Origin of the sequence: Burkholderia sp. BCC1988, assembly GCF_905339895.1 — a bacterium.
GTDB lineage: Bacteria > Pseudomonadota > Gammaproteobacteria > Burkholderiales > Burkholderiaceae > Burkholderia.
Window position 1 is genome coordinate 20,684 of sequence record NZ_CAJPHA010000041.1, and the last position, 18,374, is coordinate 39,057.

Consider the following 18,374-nt stretch of genomic DNA (forward strand, 5'->3'; position numbering starts at 1 on the left):
GAAGCGCATGTGTGTTCGTGTTCGGGTTCGTGCGCGCATGCGTCAGCGGCGGCGCCGGCGCAGGATGTCCACGTAGACGGCGAGGATGATGATCACGCCCGTCACGACCGTCTGCCATTCCTGCGCGACCGACATGATGCGCAGGCCGTTGGTCAGCACGCTCATGATGAACGCGCCGATGATGGTGCCGACGATGCTGCCCGCGCCGCCCGACAGCGACGTGCCGCCGATCACGACGGCCGCGATCGCGTCGAGCTCGTAGCCCTGCCCGAGCGCGGGCTGCGCGGAATTCAGCCGCGACGCGATCAGGAGTCCTGCGATCCCGCACACGGCGCCGCTGAACGTGTAGACGGCGATCTTCCACGCATCGACATTCACGCCGGACAGCCGCAGCGCTTCCTCGTTGCTGCCGAGCGCGAACGTGTAGCGGCCGAAGATCGTCCGGTTCAGCACGATCGACGCGCCGACCGCGACGAGGAACAGGATCAGCACCGCGTTCGGGATCGGCAGCGCGGGAATCAGGCTGCCGATCAGCGAATCCTGCGCGATCGACGTGAAGCCCGGCGTGTCGTTGAAGTAGATCGGCCGCGTGCCCGAGATCACGAGCGACAGCCCCTTGAGCAGCATCATCATGCCGAGCGTCGCGATGAACGGCGGCACCTTCATCTTCGCGATCACGAAGCCCGACACGCTGCCCGACAGCGCGCCGAACGATAGCGCGGCCAGGATCCCGAGCGGCAGCGGCATGCCCCACTTCGTCAGCACGACGCCGGCCATCACCGCGCAGAAGGTCATCAGCGTGCCGACCGACAGGTCGATGCCCGACGTGATGATCACGTAGGTGCACGCGACGGCCAGCACACCGTTCACGGCGGTGGCCTGCAGGATCGTCACGAGGTTGTCGACTTCGAGGAAGTTCGGCGACGCGAAGCTGAAGAACACGATCAGCAGCACGAGGCTCGCGAACGCGAGCAGCTTCTGCCGCGCGGCCGGGTTGAAGAAGCGGGCACGGAGGCCCGCTGCGCCGGCCGGCGTGTCGCCGGTGGCAAGAGGCGGAACGGGATGCGTATCGTTGGACATGATCGGGTAAGCGTCGGAATCAGGACAATACGGTCGACTCGCGCTGCGTCGCGAGCTGCATGATCTTTTCCTGCGTGGCGTCGGCCGCGCGCAATTCGCCGGTCACGCGCCCTTCGCACATCACGAGGATCCGGTGGCTCATGCGCAGCACCTCGGGCAGCTCCGACGAGATCATCACGATCGCCTTGCCGTCGGCGGCGAGCGCGTCGAGCAGCTTGTAGATCTCGCTTTTCGCGCCGACGTCGATGCCGCGGGTCGGCTCGTCGAAGAACAGGATGTCGCAGTCGCGCAGCAGCCACTTCGCGATCACGATCTTCTGCTGGTTGCCGCCCGACAGGAGCCGCGCCGGCTGCGCGACGGACGGCGTGCGGATCGCGAGCTGGCGCACGTACGACTGCGCGGTGTCGCGCATCCCGCGCGCATCGAGGAACAGGCCGCGGCGCACGAAACGCCGCATGCTCGACAGCGCGATGTTGTTCTGCACGTCCATCCCGACCGCGAGCCCGAAGTGCTTGCGGTCCTCCGAGAGATAACCGATCCCGTGCCTGACCGCGTCGGCCGGCGTGCGGATCGTCACGGTCTTGCCGTGCACGCGGATCTCGCCCGCGTCGACCGGGTCCGCGCCGAACACCGCGCGCGCGACCTCGGTGCGGCCCGCGCCCATCAGCCCGGCAAAGCCGAGGATCTCGCCGCGCCGCAGCGTGAAGCCGACGTCGCGGATCGCGCGGCCGCGCGACAGCCCGCGCACTTCGAGCGCGACCGCGTTGGCCGACGTATCGGGCGGCGGGCGGAACGTCGCATCGAGCTGGCGGCCGACCATCATCGCGATGATCGCTTCCATCGACGTATCCGCCATCGGCACGGTCGCGACGTACTTGCCGTCGCGCATCACCGTCACGCGATCGGCGATCTGGCGCAGCTCGTCCATCTTGTGCGAGATGTAGACGATGCCGACGCCGTGCGCGCGCAGGTCGCCGATGATGCGGAACAGCTCGGCGATTTCCGCGTTGTTCAGCGCGGCGGTCGGTTCATCCATGATCAGCACGCGCGAGTCGAACGACAGCGCCTTCGCGATCTCGACCATCTGCTGCTTCGCGACCGTCAGCCGGCCGACCGGTGTGCGCGGATCGAGATCGAGCCGCATCCGCGCGAAGATCGCGGCCGCGTCGCGGTTGAGCTTCTCTTCGTCGACGAACATGCCGAAGCGGCCGCGCGGCTCGCGGCCGATGAAGATGTTCTGCGCGACGCTCAGGTGGTTCATCAGGTTCAGTTCCTGATGGATGATGCCGATCCCGAGCGCCTGCGCGGCGCGCGGATCGTCGATGTCCACCGCGCGGCCGTCGATCCGGATCTCGCCTTCGTCCTTCTGGTACACGCCGGCGAGAATCTTCATCAGCGTCGACTTGCCCGCGCCGTTCTCGCCCATCAGCGCATGCACTTCGCCGGCGCGCAGGTCGAAGCGGCAATCGTCGAGCGCCAGCACGCCCGGAAAGCGCTTGCTGACGCCGGTCAGCTCGATCAGCGCCGCGGGCGCGAGGGTCGTCGGGTTCGGATCGGGTTGCATGGCTCGCCGCCCTCAGCCGATCGCGCGATCGAGATGCGTATAACCGCCATCGACGAACAGCCACTGGCCCGTCGTGTGCGATGCGCGCGCCGACAGCAGGAACACGGCCGTGTCGGCAATCTCGTCGGCGGTCGTGAAGCGCTTGCCGAGCGGCACCTTGCCGGCGATTTCCGCGAGCTTCGCTTCCGGGTCGTCGAAACCGGCGATCCAGTTCTGGTAAAGCGGCGTCATCACCTCGGCCGGGATCACCGCGTTCACGCGCACGCCGTCGTCGCGCAGTGCGACCGCCCATTCGCGCGTGAGCGCGAGCTGCGCGCCCTTCGATGCGCAATAGCCGCTCGTGTTGCCCTGGCCGGTGACGGCCGTCTTCGACGAGATGTTGACGATCGCGCCGCGCGTCGCCTTCAGGTGCGGCACGCAGTAATGCGCCATCACGTAGTAGTGGATCAGGTTGCGTTCGAGCGATGCGACGAACGCGTCGCGCCCGGCATCGAGCCCGACGCCGTCGTTGATGCCCGCGTTGTTGACGAGGCCGTCGATGCGGCCGAAGCGCGCGATAGTCTGCGCGACTGCGTCGCGGCATTGCGCGTCGTCCTGCAGCTCGACGGACACGCACGCGGCGCGCGGCTGCTTCTGCGCGAGCGCGCGCCAGAAGCCGTCGTCCGGCGCGTGGCGCGCGAACACCACCGGAATCGCGCCTTCGTCGGCAAGCCGCATCGAGATCGCGGCGCCGATGCCCGACGCGCCGCCGGTCACGATCACGACCTTGTCTTGCAGATTCAAATCCACTTCGCGTCTCCGTCGTTCATGTTGTCGCCGCGCGCAGGCCTTGCGCGGGTCATCGTGCGCCGTCGTGCTGCGTGCTGCGTGCTTCAGCCGCGGAACCGGTACTGCTCGAGCGATGCCGGCTTCATCTCGATCGAGAACCCGGGTGCCGTCGGCGGCATGTACGCCGCGCCGCGCACGACACAGGGCTCGACGAAATGCTCGTGCAGGTGATCGACGTATTCGGTCACGCGCCCTTCCTTCGTGCCGGCAATGCACACGTAGTCGATCATCGACAGATGCTGCACGTATTCGCACAGCCCGACGCCGCCCGCATGCGGACACACCGGCAACCCGTACTTCGCGGCCAGCAGCATCACCGCGAGAATCTCGTTCACGCCGCCGAGCCGGCACGCGTCGATCTGCACGACGTCGATCGCGCCGCGCGCGATGAACTGCTTGAACATCACGCGGTTCTGGCACATCTCGCCGGTCGCGACCTGCACCGGGGCGATCGCCTCGCGGATCTTGCGGTGCCCTTCGACGTCGTCGGGGCTCGTCGGCTCCTCGATGAACCACGGTTTCGCGAACGCCAGCTCGCGCACCCAGTCGATCGCCTCGTCGACTTCCCACACCTGGTTCGCGTCGATCATCAGCTTGCGGTCCGGGCCGATCACCTCGCGCGCGATCGTCACGCGGCGGATGTCGTCCTCCAGGTTCGCGCCGACCTTCAGCTTCACGTAATCGAACCCGGCGTCTACCGCTTCGTGACACAACCGGCGCAGCTTGTCGTCGCTGTAGCCGAGCCAGCCGGCCGACGTCGTGTAGCACGGGTAGCCTTCGCGCTCGAGCGTCGCGATCCGTGCCGCCTTGCCCGGCGCCTGCCGTCGCAGCAGGTCGAGCGCTTCGTCCGGCGTCAGGCAGTCGGTCAGGTAGCGGAAGTCGATCGCGCGCACGATCTCCTCGGGGCTCATGTCGGCGACGAGCCGCCACAGCGATTTGCCGACGGCCTTCGCCCACAAATCCCACACCGCGTTCACGACGGCGCCCGTCGCCAGATGAATCGCGCCCTTGTCGGGGCCGATCCAGCGCAACTGGCTGTCCGAGGTCACGTGCCGCCAGAAGCGGCCCATGTCCTCGCGGATCCAGTCGAGGTCGAGGCCGACGACGAGGTGACGCATCGCGTCGATCGCCGCGCAGCAGATTTCGTTGCCGCGCCCGATGGTGAACGTGAGCCCGTGGCCTTCGAGCCCGTCGCGGTCGGTTTCGAGCACGACGTACGCAGCCGAATAATCGGGGTCCGGATTCATCGCATCGGAACCGTCGAGCTGGCGCGAGGTCGGGAAGCGCACGTCGAGGACGCGCATCGATCGAATGATAGGCATAACGAACCGTCCGGGAAAGGGTTTCAGGCCTGCACGGTGCGCTGGCGCTGCTCGCCGAGCCCGTCGATGCCGAGCGTGATCACCTGCCCGGCGCGCAGATAGACGGGCGGCTTCTGCCCGAGGCCCACGCCCGGCGGCGTGCCGGTCGAGATCACGTCGCCCGGCTGCAGGCTCATGAAGCGGCTCAGGTAGCTGATCAGGTGCGGCACGCGGAACACCATCGTCGCGGTCGTGCCGTTCTGGTAGCGGTGGCCGTCCACTTCCAGCCACAGCCGCAGCGCGTGCGGATCGGGCACTTCGTCGGCCGTCACGAGCCACGGGCCGAGCGGCCCGAACGTATCGTTGCCCTTGCCCTTGTCCCACGTGCCGCCGCGTTCGAGCTGGTACTCGCGCTCCGACACGTCGTTCACCACGCAGTAGCCGGCGACGTGCGACAGCGCGTCGGCTTCGTCGATATAGCGGCCGCCCCGGCCGATCACGACGCCCAGCTCGACTTCCCAGTCGGTCTTCTCCGAGCCGCGCGGGATCTCGACGTCGTCGTTCGGCCCCGAGATCGCGCTCGTCCACTTGCCGAACACGACCGGCTCCTTCGGGACGTCCATCCCCGATTCGGCCGCGTGGTCGGAATAGTTGAGCCCGATGCAGATGAACTTGCCGACGCGGCCGACGCACGCGCCGAGCCGCGGCGCGCCTTCGACGAGCGGCAGCGACGCCGGGTCGAGCTCGCGCAGCCGCGCGAGCGACGCGGGTGCGAGCGCGTCGCCGGCGACGTCGTCGATCACGCCCGACAGGTCGCGGATCCTGCCCTGCGGATCGAGCAGGCCCGGCTTTTCATGGTGTTTGTCGCCAAATCTCAGCAGTTTCATGTGGTGTGGGCGGAAATGGAAAGTGAGTGGAAGGGCGCGATCGGCTAGACGCGGTCAGTTCGACCAGCCGCCATCGATCAGGTGAATCGCGCCGGTCGTGAACGACGCTTCGTCGGACGCGAGATACAGCGCGAGCGCGGCCACTTCGTCCGCGGTGCCGATACGGCCCATCGGCTGACGCGCGACGAACGCCTGGCGCACGGTGTCGGTCGACACCTGGCGCGTGCGCGCCTGCTCGGCGATCCGCTGCTCCAGCGACGGCGACTCGATCGTGCCCGGGCAGATCGCGTTGCAGCGGATGCGCTGCTCGACGAAATCGGCGGCCACCGACTTGGTCAGGCCGATCACGGCCGCCTTGGTCGTGCCGTAGACGAAGCGGTTCGGCACGCCCTTCACGCTCGACGCGGCCGACGCCATGTTGACGATCGACGCGCCGCCTGCTGCCAGCATCGCCGGCAGCAGCGCGCGGATCAGCCGGTACATCGACGTGACGTTCAGGTTCAGCGAGAACGCCCACGCGGCGTCGTCGCAGTCGAGGATCGAGCCGTGGTGAACGAAGCCCGCGCAGTTGAACAGCACGTCGAACGCGCGCTCCTGCGCGGCGAGTGCGGCAACGTCGCCCGCATCGGTCACGTCGAGCCGCCGCGTGGCCAGCCGGCCGCCCGCGCGTTCGGCGTCGGCCGCGAGTTGCGCGAGCGCGGCTTCGTTGATGTCGGTCGCCAGCACGTCGGCACCCTCGCTTGCGAACCGCAGCGCGGTCGCGCGGCCGATACCCTGCCCGGCCGCCGTCACCAGTGCGCGCTTGCCCTGCAATCTCATGAGCACCTCTCCCGAAGAAGCCGGCCGGGCCGGCTGATTGGCACAAAGGACTAAAGGTCCAACCAATCATAGGAACAGATTCCGGATTTGTCACGTTCGCGTGATTCAGTATTTTCCCGAGCGGGAGAATCGGGCGGAAAGCGCTGCGGCGGGCTTCGATTACCGTATTTTTCAGGTTCCGCCGATCGGCCGCGTATCGCGCAAAGCCAATACCGGTGGGCGTTTTCGCGACCCCGGGGCACCGGAGTCGCGCCGTCGGCACCGCGAAACTGACAAAAAAGTCATGCTCCCGTCAGGGTGTCAACGGCAGGCGCGCGCGATCATGGTGTTGCCGGACCGCGCTTCCCCGGACGCCGCACCCCGCCCGTCTCCGATCCCTGACGGGCGTCTCCGTCCCCCGCGGTGTCCACGTGACTGAGCGAGCAGACACGGGGGCGCGGGCCGATTTTCCGCCCCGGGCGTGCGCGTCCGGGGCGCTTTTGTCGTTGGCTTTTTCACGAAAATGCGCGTCGATTGTTTCTGATTCGGCAAAAGGTAATTTGAGCCAGACAGGATGTTTTTTCCGGTCACAGACGCTTACATTTAGCGCACCACTCATGGAAACCGCTACGGATTCGCCCTCGGGTAGTGACATCCACTGCCACGGCCGAAACCGCACGAGCTTTAGGAAACGGCAAATGAAGGCCTCCAAATCCCTGCCTGTGCTCGATCCCGCCGACGTCCACGTCGAAATTCTGGAACGCTCCGATACGCTGCTCGTCGTCCGCTGGGTCGAACCCGGCCGCTGTCACTACGGCGAACAGCGCTGGCGCCGCCGCTTCGCGCAGCGCACCGGTACCTGCGCGCTGTCGCGCCAGGTCATCCAGCGCGGCGACGAAGTGTTCCGCCCGGCCGAGCGCCCGGCACCCGCGAATGCGGCGGCGATGATCTCCGCCGCCGAAGTGCTCGCGTTGGCCGGCAGCCGGTAACGCCCACACCGGCCACCCGTGCCGGGGCCCGCGGCGTGATGCGCTTGCGCGCCCTAGAAGCGCCGGTCTAATTCCCCCGCTTGTCTGTCCCGCCCGCGCGGACTATCGTTACACCACTCAATGTAACGATTGCGCGTCGTGGCGCACCGCCACGCCGATGGAGGCAGACATGCATGCATGGAGCGCGCGCCACGTCCCGGCGCAAGGCGGCAAGGTCGCGGTCGTGACCGGCGCCAACAGCGGCCTCGGCTGGCACATCGCGGAAACGCTGGCCGCCAAGGGCGCGACGGTCGTGATGGGCTGCCGCGATGCCGCGCGCGCCGCGCAGGCCGCCGCCGCGATTCGCCGGCTCCATCCCGCCGCACGGGTCGAAGTCGATCCGCTCGACCTCGCCGATCTCGCGTCGATCCAGCGCTTCGCCGCCGGTGTCGCCGACCGCCACGGCCGCGTCGACATCCTCTGCAACAACGCCGGCGTGATGTTCCTGCCGCTGCGACACACGCACGACGGCTTCGAGATGCAGTTCGGCACCAACCACCTCGGCCATTTCGCGCTGACCGGCCATCTGCTGCCCGCGCTGCGCGCCGCCCGGCGCGCGCGCGTCGTGACGATGTCGAGCGGCTTCAACCGCGGCGGCCGGATCCGGGTCGACGACCTGCGCGCCGAGCACCGTTACAACCGTTATCTCGCCTACTGCGACAGCAAACTCGCGAACCTGGTGTTCGCGCTCGAGTTGCAGCGCCGCTTCCAGCGCGCGGGGTTCGCGGGAATCAGCGTCGCCGCGCATCCCGGCTACGCGGCAACCAACCTGCAGTTCGCGGGCCCCGCGATGGACAGTTCGCCCACGCGCGCCGCGCTGATGCGCGCGGCGAACCGTTATCTCGCGCAACCGGCCGAGCAGGGTGCGTTGCCCGCGATTCATGCGGCGACGTCGCCCGACCTCGCCGGGGGCTCGTACATCGGGCCGTCCGGCTGGCTCGAGTCGCGCGGCCTGCCGGCACCGGCGAGCGTGCCGCGCGCGGCACGCGACGCGGCCCTCGCGGCACTGCTGTGGGAGGCTTCCGAAGCCGCGACGGGCGTGCGTTTCCTGAGTTCGGGCGCGCCCGCCGGCCGTCCGCCCGCCAAGCCGTTCGACGCGGCTGCCGAGGTGCGCTGAATCCCGCGCGCGTCGCCTCAACATTCTTCATACTTATTACACTTACAGAAACGAAAGCAGGATGAAAGCCTGACCCGGCGTCCCACTGTTACCGCCCTGGAAACAATCTATCGTCAAAACCAGCGTTTACCCTGAACGACCCGGTGACTAAGATTTAGTCAATCGCTGCAGACATGGTGTCGCAAGCGAACCCAATAAAACACCGGAGGTCATCATGAAATCGCTCGTTTCCGCAGTTGTTGCCGCTGTCGCCCTGTCCGCTTCGTTCGGCGCTTTCGCACAAAGCACCGTGACCCGCGCGCAAGTCCGCAACGAACTGGTTCAGCTCGAACAAGCCGGCTACAAGCCGGGCGTGTCGAGCCCGTACTACCCGAACGACATCCAGTCGGCGGAAGCGCGCGTTCATGGTGCCGACGCCAGCGGCTACGGCGCGCAACCGGCTCCGGTCGTCCACTCGGGCGCCCCGGCTGCCGCAGCGTCGTCGAACGCACGCGACTCGGTCTTCTTCGGCCAGTAAGCCGACGCGCCCCCGGCGGGCGCACCGCGCATCGCGCGATGAAGACGCTGTATCCGGACGAGCCCCTCATGCGGGCTCGTCTTCTTTTGTGAAACGCATACCTCCGCCGCCCGGCAGCGGGTGGCTTCGCCCGGGCGCCTTGCGTCCGGGCGCTTTTTCCCCGGCGAGGTATGCGTAACGCAGTCGAATACGGCAGCCGACTGCGGAAGTCGAATGCGCCGATCAGCGCCCGGCGGCAGCCGCGGGCAACGCACGCGACAGCACACGCCAGCGCGACAGCAGTTCGTCGCGATCGACGTAGCAGCCCTGCAGATGCCGGCGGCCCGTCGACGGATCGAACTCGGTGCGCGCATGCAGCACGCGCCGGTTGTCGAACGCCCACATGTCGCCCGCCCGCAGCCGGCGCTGTACACGGAAACGCGGCTCGCGCGCGAGCGCGAGAAACCGCCGGTACGCGCGGTAGACGGCCGCGACCGCGCCGGCCGGCGCATCGAGCGGCCCGCGCAGGAAGTTCGCGACGCGCACCTCGGTCACGTTGCCGCGCGCATCGAGCCCGATCACCGGCGCCGAACAGCGGTAGTCGCTGTTCGCACTCTTGTTCCAGAACTCGAACGGTGTCGACGCAAGTTGCGTGAAATCGTCCGGATATTCGTGCCGCAGCGCATCCGCGAGCGCGAAGCCGTCGAGAAACACGCTGTCTCCGCCCGTTGCGTCGTTCGCGAGGCAGTGCAGGAACTGCACGCCCGGCTGCAATTCACGCGTCGGCAGGTCGGTGTGCGGCGGCAGGTTCAGCGACGTATAGGCATTGCTGTCCGGCCGCGGCTTCGATTCGACATCGAACAGCACACCGAAATTGCTTTCGCGGATCAGGCCGACGCGCCGCGCGATCCGGTCGACCCGGCCGGGTTCGGCCGGCACGCCCTCGACGAGCGTCAGCCCGGTGCGCTGCAATGCGGCGAGCCAGGCAAGCAACGCGCCGTCGTCCTCCATCACGTCACGCCACGCGAACACGCCGATCGCCGTCGCATCGTCGCCGGTCCACACGTGCCGCCCGTGCGCGGCCTGACGTTCCGCGCGGGACGCATCGTCGTAAGCATGCGCGCGCAACCATCCCGGCGACCAGGCGCTGCGATGCCCGTCGTTCCACTCGACGTGCAGCGCGCCGTCGGTTTCGACATGCACGACGAGCGCCGACAGATCCTCGCGCGCATCGGCGATCTCGAACACCTGTTCGCGCGTGAGCGCATGCACGCACGCGGAGCACGCGCAGTTGTCGCGCAACCAGTCGAAGTGAAACGGCGATCGTCGCGTGTCGCTCCACTCGACGTTCACCGCACCCTCGCCGATCGTCGCCGCCGCAATGGCCGCGTCGGCGGAAAAGGTCCGCCAGTCCTCGATACGGTGTTGCGCTGCCTGCATCGTTGCCTCCCGGAAAACGCCCGCTACGCGTGTGGTGCGAGCAGAAACCCGCCGATCATCCGGTGCATCCGCGCCGCCTGCGGGCTCGTTCCGAGCGCGCGCCAGCAGCCGTGCACCAGCCCCTCTCCCATCCAGTAACGCGCGGCGCCGCCGGCCGCAACAATGTGTTCGACATAGACGCGCGCATCGTCGCGCAGCGGATCGTGTTCCGCGCCGATCGCGAGCACGGGCGGCAGCCCGTCGAAACGCGCCGCCGCGAGCGGCACCGACGCGCGCAGCAGCGGATCGTCATCGCCCGGTGCATCGTCGCGTTCACTGCCCCAGTACAACGCGCGATAGCGATGGACGTCGTCGAGCGTCAGCATCGGCGCGTGTGCCTCGGTTTCGCGCGCCGGCGATTGCGGTTCGAAGCCGAGCATCGGATAGACGAGCGCGATCCCGTCGATGCCGCCTTCGCCCGCATCGCGCAGCGCGGTCGCGACGGCGGCCGCGAGGTTGCCGCCGGCACTGTCGCCGGCGAGCGTCAGCGGTCGCGCGCACGCGTCGAACGGCCAGTGCGCTGCGTCGCGCGCGGCGCGCGTGACGGCCAGGCAATCGTCGAGCGCGGCCGGCGCGCAATGCTCGGGCGCGAGCCGGTAGTCGACCGCGATCACGGCCAGCCCCGTGTCGGCCGCCAGTTGCGCGGTGATCAACGCATGACTGTCGAGCGAGCCGACGACGAAGCCGCCGCCATGAAAGAACAGCACGGTGCCGCGCGGCTCACCGTGCGCGGGCGCATAGCGCCGCAGCGCGATCGCGCGTCCGTCCGGCGCATGCCACACCGCATCGTGCCGGACGATGCCGGCCGGCAGTTCGGCAGGCGTCCATGCGGCCGCGAAGCGATCGTAGACGCGGCGTTGCTCGTCGGGCGAGCGCGCCGCTGCGTCGGCCGGATACCACGCGTCGACGGCCGCGACGAACGCCGCGATTTCCGGTTCGAGCATCGTGTGCGCTCCGCGGTCCAGGGTTGAACGTCGACGCTAGCGGCGCGGCGGCAGTCCGATCACGCGGCCCGCATACGCAGGGGCCGCGCAATCGCGCTGCAGCGCATGCAGTTCGGCCACGCGCGCGGCGACGTCGTCGTCGAACGGCGCCGATTTCGCGCCGTCGCGCGTGTCGACGTGCAGCAGCATCTGCTCGCTCGCCGACACCGCGCCGTCGTGCCCGTCGGCGAACAGTTCGAGATACAGGTGCAGCCGCTTCGCGTCGTGCGCGAGCACGCGCGCATCGACGCGCACGCGCGTGCCCTCCTTGATCTCCTGCAGATAGTTCACGTGCGCTTCGAGCGTGTAGACCGAGCGGCCCCGCTCGCGACGCGCGGCGTCGTCGAGACCGATGCGGTCCAGCAGCGCATCGGTCGCGAAGCTGAAAATCAGCAGATAGAACGCGTCGCGCAGATGGCCGTTGTAGTCGACCCATTCGGGCCGCACGACGTCGCGGTAGATCGTCAGCGGGGTATCGCCTGTCATGTTCGTTCAGTCCTCGAATCGCATTCCGTGCCGCGCCTTCACCGCGGCGATCGCCTTCAGCACCTCGGTGATGCACTCGTCGCGATAGCGCTCGAGTTCCTTGATGCTGCGCGTGCCCTGCTGCTCGCTCGTGCCTTCGACGACGCTGTCGATCAGTGCATCGGTCAGCTTCGGCGCGACCAGCTTCGTCCATGGCAGTTCGAGCGCGGGGCCGAACTGCTGCATGAAGTGTCGCATGCCCGCGTCGCCGCCGGCCAGCGTGTACGTCAGGAACGTGCCCATGAACGACCAGCGGATGCCCGCGCCGAAGCGGATCGCATCGTCGATCTCGCCGGTCGTCGCGACGCCCTCGTTGACGAGATGCAGCGCCTCGCGCCACAGCGCTTCGAGCAGCCGGTCCGCGATGAAGCCCGGCACTTCCTTGCGCACGTGCAGCGGCCGCATGCCGAGCTTGCGATAGATCTCCATCGCCGCCTCGACCGCTTCCGGCGAAGTGCGCGCGCCGCCGAGCACCTCGACGAGCGGCAGCAGGTAGACCGGATTGAACGGATGACCGACCACGCAGCGCTCCGGATGCGTCGCCCGCGCATAGAAGTCGGTCGGCAGCAGCCCCGACGTCGACGATGCGATGATCGCGTCGGGCTTCGCCGCGCGGCTGATCTGTTCGTGCAGTTCGAGCTTCAGCGCCTCGCGCTCGGGCGCGCTTTCCTGGATGAAGTCCGCGTCGGCGACGCAGGCCTCGATCGTCGACTCGAAGCGCAGCCGCGCGGGATCGGCGCCCGGCGCGAGGCCGACGCGCTCGAGCGCGGGCCATGCATTCGCGACGCTCGCGCGCAAGCGCGCTTCCGCGTCCGGCGCGGGATCCCACACGACCACGTCCAGACCGTGCGCGAGCGCACGGCAAATCCATCCGCTGCCGATCACGCCGGTGCCGATCGCGGCGAACGTCTTGATGTCGGTCTTCACTGCCATGTCAACACATCCTTCAAATCGAGGAGAATCGGACGGCGGCGCACCCGTGCGCGCCGCCGCATTGAAGCGGAATCAGCGTTGAAACTCACGCGAACTCGGCCACCGCGCGGCGTTCGAGCAGGCGCTCGCCACGCGCCGGCAGGCCGAGCTTGCGACGCCCTTCGGCCGGCGTCAGCACGCGGCCGCCGAGCCGTTCGACGATTTCCCGCGCACGCTCGACGAGCGTGCCGTTGGTCGCGTGCACGCCGCGATCGAGCCAGATGTTGTCTTCGAGGCCCACGCGCACGTGGCCGCCGAGCAGCATCGCCTGCGCGACCATCGGCATCTGCATGCGGCCGATCCCGAAGCCGGCCCAGTGCGCGCCCGGCGGCAGGTTGTCGACCATCGCCTTCATCGTGCCGGTGTCGGCCGGCGCGCCCCACGGAATGCCGAGGCACAGCTGGAACAGCGGCGGATCGTCAAGGAGTCCTTCCTTCAGCAATTGCTTCGCGAACCACAGATGGCCCGTATCGAAGATTTCCAGTTCCGGCTTCACGCCGAGTTCCTGGATGCGCTTGGCGCCGGCGCGCAGTTGCGCGGGCGTCGACACGTAGATGTAGTCGCCGTCGCCGAAATTCAGCGTGCCGCAGTCGAGCGTGCAGATTTCCGGCAGCAGTTCCTCGACGTGCGCGAGACGCGTGAGGCCGCCGACGAGATCGGTGCCCTTGCCGAAGCGCATCGGGTCTTCGCCCGGGCCGATCTCCAGATCGCCGCCCATGCCGGCCGTCAGGTTGATGATCACGTCGACGTCCGCCGAGCGAATCCGGTCGACCACTTCGCGGTACAGGTTCGGGTCGCGGCTGCCGCGGCCCGTCTGCGGATCGCGCACGTGGCAGTGCGCCACCGTCGCGCCGGCCTTCGCGGCCTCGATCGCGGCGGCCGCGATTTCCTTCGGCGTGACCGGAATCGCCGGATGTTTGCCGACCGTATCGCCCGCACCGGTGACCGCGCAGGTGATGATGACTTCGTGGTTCATGCTGAGTGCCCTCGTTTGCTTCGGTTCGTGTCGCTCGATTTCCGTCGTACTGCAGATGATTTTTCGCTGCGCGCCGCACGCTCGCGGCGCACGCGGGCCGTTACAGGCCGAGATAGGCCTTCACGGCAGGCAGGCCGTCCTTGCCGTCGAACGTCTTGACGCCGGCGAGCCAGGCATCGAGCACCTGCGGATTCTTCTTCAGGTACGCCTTCGCGGCGTCGGCCGGCTTCGTCTTGTTCATCACCGACTGCATCAGCTGGTTTTCCAGCTGCGTCGTGAAGCGCAGGTTCTCGACGAGCTTGCCCGCGTTCGGGCAGCGCGAGATGAAGTCGGGCGCCGTCAGCGTGTACACGCGCGCTTCGCCGTAGTTCGGGCCGAACGCCGCATCGCCGCCGGACAGGTAGTTCATGCTGATCTGGATGTTCATCGGATGCGGTTCCCAGCCGAGAAACACGACCCACTTCTTGTCGCGGATCGCGCGCTCGACCGTGACGAGCATCCCCGCCTCGCTCGATTCGACCAGCTTGAAGCCGCCGAGGCCGTACTGGTTCGTGTCGATCATCTTCTGGATCGTCGCGTTCGCGCTGCTGCCCGGCTCGATCCCGTAGATCTTGCCGTCGAGCTCCGCGCGGTGCTTCGCGATGTCCTCGAAGGTCTTCAGGCCGGCCTGGTATTCGTAGCTCGGCACCGCGAGCGTCGCCTTCGCGCCCGACAGGTTCGGCGGTTCGACCACGTTGATCGACTTGCTGTCGAGGAACGGCTGGAGCTGCTTCTGCTGCACCGGCCACCAGTAGCCGAGCGAGATGTCCAGCTGCTTGCTCTTCAGGCCGGCGAACGAGATCGGCACCGATGCGATCGTCGTTGTCGGCTTGTAGCCGAGCCCTTCGAACACCGTCGACGCGAGCGCCGTGGTGGACGTGATGTCGGTCCAGCCGATATCCGCGAAGCGTACGTTGCGGCAAGTCGCGGCATCCGTTTCGGCCTGCGCCGCGGTCGCGAACGCGCCGGTCGCCAGCACGGCCGCGACGAACGCGGCGATCTTTGTCGACTTCATGGTTTCTCCCCTTCGGTTGGACCGATGTCCGACGGTGCGCGGAGTGCGTCCCGGCCTGCATCGTGGGAGTAAAAGTAACGAGCCATATTCACCGCAAGACGACCGCCGGCGACCTGTTCTTGACTATTTGCGACTATGGGTGGAAACCACTACGCACGGGCAGCGGCTTGTATGGCGGGGGTTTGGGACGAATTTCGATGAGGAGGGGTTTGTCCGGATGCGGCGTGATGAGATGCCGTACGCGACAACCAGACAGGGTCGGTCAGGTCCGTGCGGCTGCAAGCGCGTTGCCGAAATGCTCGACGGCGCCGTCGAAGCGCGCCGCGCCGACGTCGAACACCCAGCGGCGCAGCGCGGGGGGCGCGGCAAGACCCAGCTCCGCGACCCGATACCCGGTGTCGATCGCGGCCAGCACGGCCTTCACCATCGCTTGGGGCATGCCTTCGGTGGCGGCGGTCGTCAGCCCGCCGTCGAGTATGCTCGGCGCAAAGGCCGCGCTTTCGACACCCTGCTGGATCGCCGTCCGCGCGGCCGTGGCGACGGCATCCGCGGTTCTTTCGATCGTCCAGCTTGCCGGATCGCCGAGCCCGACCAGCAACAAGGCACGCGCCGCGATGCCCGCGGGCGGATGGCTGATCCACAGCGTTTCCATCGGCGCGGCCCGAAAACGGCCCTCGCGCCGCAAGCCGGTGAGTGCCCCCGACAGTGCGAGGTCGAGATGGCGTAACCCGCCGGTCGGGCCATCGCCCGTCGCCTCGCGGGCAAACATGCAGCCACAGGAAAGGTCGACCTGCGCGCCTACGCCATCCCATGCGGCGACCTCGAAGGCCACCTCCCGCCAACGACCGATATTTTGTCGAAGAACCAAATCGTCTCTCCCGCAAGACTGGAACAGGGTCCGGAGCGCAGCGCGCGCCCCGGTGTCCGGCGTTGCGCCTCTTCATCCGCCTGGCCGGGCTTGCGCCGGCGCACGAGCAACCTGTCATCCGCGTACGCCGGTATCTGCGTTGCGCTTATTGCTTGGCGGCAAGACCGAACGCATAGAGCTTGTGACTCGTGCCGTCGTACGGCAGACCGAGCACCTTGGTGTGGTAGCCCGCCCCCCAGTACACCGACCCGTCGACGATGGCAGCGCCCGACACCACCGCGCCGTTGTTCTCGTAGCTCCACTTGATCTCGCCCGTCGCCGCATCGAGCGCATACATGCTCGCGCCCGTCCCGGCCAACGAGCCGGCATAGACGACACCGTTTGCGGCCGACATCGCCACCGTGTCCATCTTGCCCTGCGGGTCGGCCGTGCGCCACAGCACCTTGCCGGTGGCGGCGTCGACCGCCGCCCAGATGCCGCCCTTCGTCGTCTTCTGGCCGTTCGGACCGTTGTCGACATCGATCGATTTGCCGTCCAGGTTGCCGATCGAAACGTAGATGCGCTTGCCGTCGGCGGCCGTCCCCCACAGCATGCCGCCCAGCAGGCTGCCCGGGCCGACCTGCGTCTGCCAGACCACCTTGCCGGTCTTGGGATCGAGCGCCCAGTACACGCCGCTCTTCGCGCCTGCGCCCACCAACGTCCTCTCCTTCCCGTTGATGGTCGCCTTGAACAGGTTGGGCCCCGAGCCGAAATCGTAGTCCGGGCCGTCGTCGTGGTCGTAGTTGGTCGACATGTCGGCCGCCAACGTACGGGTATGCCAGACGATCCTGCCGGTCTTGAGGTCGAGCGCGACAAAGCTGTCGATCATGTTGGCAGGCGTATCGGGTTTGCAGTTCTTCTGGGTCGGGTAACGGCAGTGACCCGGCGGAACCGAGAAGTTGTTGCCCGTGGTCACGTAGAGCAGGCCGGTTTCATGATCGACCGCCGCCGTGTTGCCCCACACCGAGCCGCCGGTATATCCCTTCGGCACCATATAGGTCTTCCACAGCATCTTGCCGGTCCTGGCGTCGAGGGCGACCACCGCGCCGCGATAGGTCGGCTTGTCCTTGAGCGCCTCGGCACGCGACGAGAGGCCGACGTACACCACGCCGCGATCGACGATCGGCGACTGGGTAATGATCGCGGTCGGATCCGAATCCACCTTGGTCCGCCACAGCGGCGCGCCATCCTCTGCCTTCGCTGCCAGCACGAACGCGCCGGTCGGGTTGTTCGCAACCTGGGTGCCCTGCCCGAAGATCAGCGTGCCTTCCCAGTAGGCCGGGCTGGTGCGCGACGCATCGTTGTCGATACCGCTGTATTCGGTGATCTTCTTCTTCCACTTCACCTTGCCGCTGGCGGCATCGACCGCCCACAGCGAGCCGCCGAAGTCCGGCACATACACGGTGCCGTTGGCGACGGTCGGCGTGGCCGACACGTTGCCGTCGGTATCCAGCGTCCAGCGCGGCGCAAGCTGCGAGACGTTGTCGACGCCGATGACGCGCTCGTCCGGCGCGGTACGCGTGTTGTCGACACCCTGCCCGGCAAAGACCCAGTCTGCCGCCGCACCCGGGCCGCTTGCGATCATGCCGAACAGGGCAAGCGTTCCGATCATGGCCGGCGTACGCCGACGCCACGAGGCAAGTCCGGCATGCTGCTTGTTGGAGGTTTTCATGACATCACCTTACCGAGAGAAGAGTGACTGATGACCGGCCGAACCGAAACGGCCGCGGTGAAAAAAACTGGCGCGCCGGGGCGACTGGAAGCGGCCGGGACGCCTGGCGATACCCAACCTGCGCGTGCTTTCCAAAGCGGGGGAAAAGATCGACATGGCCGGGATAAATCATTTGACGCAGCGTGAATATCGATACCCAAAGTTCGGTTGCGAAGCGCGAAACATAGGACCACTGCATGAAACCACCACACGCGCCGATGAAACATGCGCGCCCGTGACGACAGCGCGTGACGACGCGCGAACCCTGAAGCCGATGCACCGGCGGATCCGCCGCTCAGAACGTATGCATCATCCCCACATACGCGCCCGTCTGCGACTCGCCCGTCATCGGACTCGTGCCCGACGTCGCGTCGCGCGGCGACGCGAGCAGCGAGAAGTTCGAATTCCCGCCGTTGCGCACGTACGCGACGGTGCCGTACAGGAACGTGCGCTTCGACAGGTTGTACGTCGTGCCGAGCACGTACATGATCGCGTGGCCCGACGGATCGTGCGACGCGTCGCCGCCGCCATCGCCGACCTTCACGTAATACCCGCCGCCCGTCACCGCCCACTGCGGCGTGGCCGTGTAGGTCGCGCCGAGCCAGTAGTGATCGGCGCGATCGGCGACGCCCGCCGGGCTGTCCGGCGCCTGGTAGTGCGTATACGCG

At 67.7% G+C, this 18,374-nt stretch carries 18 protein-coding genes; 3 read left to right on the forward strand and 15 right to left on the reverse strand.

Features of this window, described 5'->3' with window-relative positions:
* Positions 1-42 precede the first annotated feature (42 nt).
* The 6 genes from U4012_RS34730 to U4012_RS34755 all read right to left on the reverse strand — a co-directional run bounded on the left by U4012_RS34730 (position 43) and on the right by U4012_RS34755 (position 6,479).
* Complete coding sequence (locus U4012_RS34730; RefSeq protein ID WP_321804335.1) at positions 43-1,080, reverse strand: ABC transporter permease; 1,038 nt, start codon at positions 1,078-1,080, stop codon at positions 43-45.
* A 19-nt stretch (positions 1,081-1,099) separates the two neighbouring features.
* Positions 1,100-2,644 (reverse strand): sugar ABC transporter ATP-binding protein, encoded by a 1,545-nt coding sequence (locus tag U4012_RS34735; protein ID WP_321804337.1) that lies wholly within the window; start codon positions 2,642-2,644, stop codon positions 1,100-1,102.
* Positions 2,645-2,656: 12 nt separating this feature from the next.
* On the reverse strand, positions 2,657-3,433 hold the full coding sequence (locus U4012_RS34740) for an SDR family oxidoreductase (protein ID WP_321804339.1): 777 nt from the start codon (positions 3,431-3,433) through the stop codon (positions 2,657-2,659).
* Positions 3,434-3,516: 83 nt separating this feature from the next.
* Positions 3,517-4,794: an L-fuconate dehydratase gene (locus U4012_RS34745; protein ID WP_321804340.1), complete on the reverse strand. Its 1,278-nt coding sequence runs from the start codon at positions 4,792-4,794 to the stop codon at positions 3,517-3,519.
* A 23-nt stretch (positions 4,795-4,817) separates the two neighbouring features.
* The gene (locus tag U4012_RS34750; RefSeq protein ID WP_321804341.1) at positions 4,818-5,660 is read right to left on the reverse strand and encodes an ureidoglycolate lyase; all 843 of its coding nucleotides are present in this window, start codon (positions 5,658-5,660) and stop codon (positions 4,818-4,820) included.
* A 54-nt stretch (positions 5,661-5,714) separates the two neighbouring features.
* Entirely contained in the window at positions 5,715-6,479 is a 765-nt protein-coding gene (locus U4012_RS34755) for an SDR family oxidoreductase (RefSeq protein WP_044847790.1), read from the reverse strand.
* Between the two features lie 677 nt (positions 6,480-7,156).
* Between U4012_RS34755 and U4012_RS34760 the strand changes: the two genes are divergently transcribed.
* From U4012_RS34760 to U4012_RS34770, 3 genes are all read left to right on the forward strand, one after another.
* Complete coding sequence (locus tag U4012_RS34760; RefSeq protein WP_044847789.1) at positions 7,157-7,447, forward strand: DUF3331 domain-containing protein; 291 nt, start codon at positions 7,157-7,159, stop codon at positions 7,445-7,447.
* Positions 7,448-7,616: 169 nt separating this feature from the next.
* Positions 7,617-8,603, forward strand: a complete 987-nt coding sequence (locus tag U4012_RS34765) for an oxidoreductase (protein WP_321804343.1) — start codon at positions 7,617-7,619, stop codon at positions 8,601-8,603.
* Between the two features lie 214 nt (positions 8,604-8,817).
* Positions 8,818-9,120 carry a DUF4148 domain-containing protein gene (locus U4012_RS34770; protein WP_124485209.1) on the forward strand — a complete coding sequence of 101 codons (303 nt, stop codon included), beginning with the start codon at positions 8,818-8,820 and terminating at the stop codon, positions 9,118-9,120.
* Positions 9,121-9,342: 222 nt separating this feature from the next.
* On the opposite strand, the gene U4012_RS34775 is transcribed toward U4012_RS34770, so the two are convergent.
* From U4012_RS34775 to U4012_RS34815, 9 genes are all read right to left on the reverse strand, one after another.
* Positions 9,343-10,539 (reverse strand): TauD/TfdA family dioxygenase, encoded by a 1,197-nt coding sequence (locus U4012_RS34775; RefSeq protein ID WP_321804344.1) that lies wholly within the window; start codon positions 10,537-10,539, stop codon positions 9,343-9,345.
* A 23-nt stretch (positions 10,540-10,562) separates the two neighbouring features.
* The gene (locus U4012_RS34780; protein WP_321804346.1) at positions 10,563-11,522 is read right to left on the reverse strand and encodes an alpha/beta hydrolase; all 960 of its coding nucleotides are present in this window, start codon (positions 11,520-11,522) and stop codon (positions 10,563-10,565) included.
* 36 nt (positions 11,523-11,558) lie between these two features.
* On the reverse strand, positions 11,559-12,047 hold the full coding sequence (locus U4012_RS34785) for a thioesterase family protein (RefSeq protein ID WP_257768842.1): 489 nt from the start codon (positions 12,045-12,047) through the stop codon (positions 11,559-11,561).
* A 6-nt stretch (positions 12,048-12,053) separates the two neighbouring features.
* Positions 12,054-13,019, reverse strand: a complete 966-nt coding sequence (locus U4012_RS34790; protein ID WP_044847784.1) for an L-carnitine dehydrogenase — start codon at positions 13,017-13,019, stop codon at positions 12,054-12,056.
* A gap of 85 nt (positions 13,020-13,104) precedes the next feature.
* Positions 13,105-14,034 (reverse strand): 3-keto-5-aminohexanoate cleavage protein, encoded by a 930-nt coding sequence (locus tag U4012_RS34795; RefSeq protein WP_006484708.1) that lies wholly within the window; start codon positions 14,032-14,034, stop codon positions 13,105-13,107.
* A gap of 100 nt (positions 14,035-14,134) precedes the next feature.
* Entirely contained in the window at positions 14,135-15,088 is a 954-nt protein-coding gene (locus U4012_RS34800) for a choline ABC transporter substrate-binding protein (RefSeq protein ID WP_044847783.1), read from the reverse strand.
* 262 nt (positions 15,089-15,350) lie between these two features.
* Positions 15,351-15,956, reverse strand: coding sequence for a M17 family peptidase N-terminal domain-containing protein (locus U4012_RS34805; protein WP_321804350.1), 606 nt, complete (start codon positions 15,954-15,956; stop codon positions 15,351-15,353).
* A 145-nt stretch (positions 15,957-16,101) separates the two neighbouring features.
* Positions 16,102-17,667 (reverse strand): PQQ-binding-like beta-propeller repeat protein, encoded by a 1,566-nt coding sequence (locus U4012_RS34810; protein ID WP_321804351.1) that lies wholly within the window; start codon positions 17,665-17,667, stop codon positions 16,102-16,104.
* Positions 17,668-18,001: 334 nt separating this feature from the next.
* The coding region (locus U4012_RS34815; RefSeq protein ID WP_321804352.1) for a porin at positions 18,002-18,374 on the reverse strand (373 nt) is incomplete at its 5' end.

What these genes read in the sequence shown, in the direction of transcription:
- U4012_RS34730 (WP_321804335.1), bottom strand. Translation starts at nt 1,080, where the DNA reads ATGTCCAACGATACGCATCCCGTTCCGCCTCTTGCCACCGGCGACACG.
- U4012_RS34735 (WP_321804337.1), bottom strand. Translation starts at nt 2,644, where the DNA reads ATGCAACCCGATCCGAACCCGACGACCCTCGCGCCCGCGGCGCTGATC.
- U4012_RS34745 (WP_321804340.1), bottom strand. Translation starts at nt 4,794, where the DNA reads ATGCCTATCATTCGATCGATGCGCGTCCTCGACGTGCGCTTCCCGACC.
- U4012_RS34750 (WP_321804341.1), bottom strand. Translation starts at nt 5,660, where the DNA reads ATGAAACTGCTGAGATTTGGCGACAAACACCATGAAAAGCCGGGCCTG.
- U4012_RS34755 (WP_044847790.1), bottom strand. Translation starts at nt 6,479, where the DNA reads ATGAGATTGCAGGGCAAGCGCGCACTGGTGACGGCGGCCGGGCAGGGT.
- U4012_RS34760 (WP_044847789.1), top strand. Translation starts at nt 7,157, where the DNA reads ATGAAGGCCTCCAAATCCCTGCCTGTGCTCGATCCCGCCGACGTCCAC.
- U4012_RS34765 (WP_321804343.1), top strand. Translation starts at nt 7,617, where the DNA reads ATGCATGCATGGAGCGCGCGCCACGTCCCGGCGCAAGGCGGCAAGGTC.
- U4012_RS34770 (WP_124485209.1), top strand. Translation starts at nt 8,818, where the DNA reads ATGAAATCGCTCGTTTCCGCAGTTGTTGCCGCTGTCGCCCTGTCCGCT.
- U4012_RS34775 (WP_321804344.1), bottom strand. Translation starts at nt 10,539, where the DNA reads ATGCAGGCAGCGCAACACCGTATCGAGGACTGGCGGACCTTTTCCGCC.
- U4012_RS34780 (WP_321804346.1), bottom strand. Translation starts at nt 11,522, where the DNA reads ATGCTCGAACCGGAAATCGCGGCGTTCGTCGCGGCCGTCGACGCGTGG.
- U4012_RS34785 (WP_257768842.1), bottom strand. Translation starts at nt 12,047, where the DNA reads ATGACAGGCGATACCCCGCTGACGATCTACCGCGACGTCGTGCGGCCC.
- U4012_RS34790 (WP_044847784.1), bottom strand. Translation starts at nt 13,019, where the DNA reads ATGGCAGTGAAGACCGACATCAAGACGTTCGCCGCGATCGGCACCGGC.
- U4012_RS34795 (WP_006484708.1), bottom strand. Translation starts at nt 14,034, where the DNA reads ATGAACCACGAAGTCATCATCACCTGCGCGGTCACCGGTGCGGGCGAT.
- U4012_RS34800 (WP_044847783.1), bottom strand. Translation starts at nt 15,088, where the DNA reads ATGAAGTCGACAAAGATCGCCGCGTTCGTCGCGGCCGTGCTGGCGACC.
- U4012_RS34810 (WP_321804351.1), bottom strand. Translation starts at nt 17,667, where the DNA reads ATGAAAACCTCCAACAAGCAGCATGCCGGACTTGCCTCGTGGCGTCGG.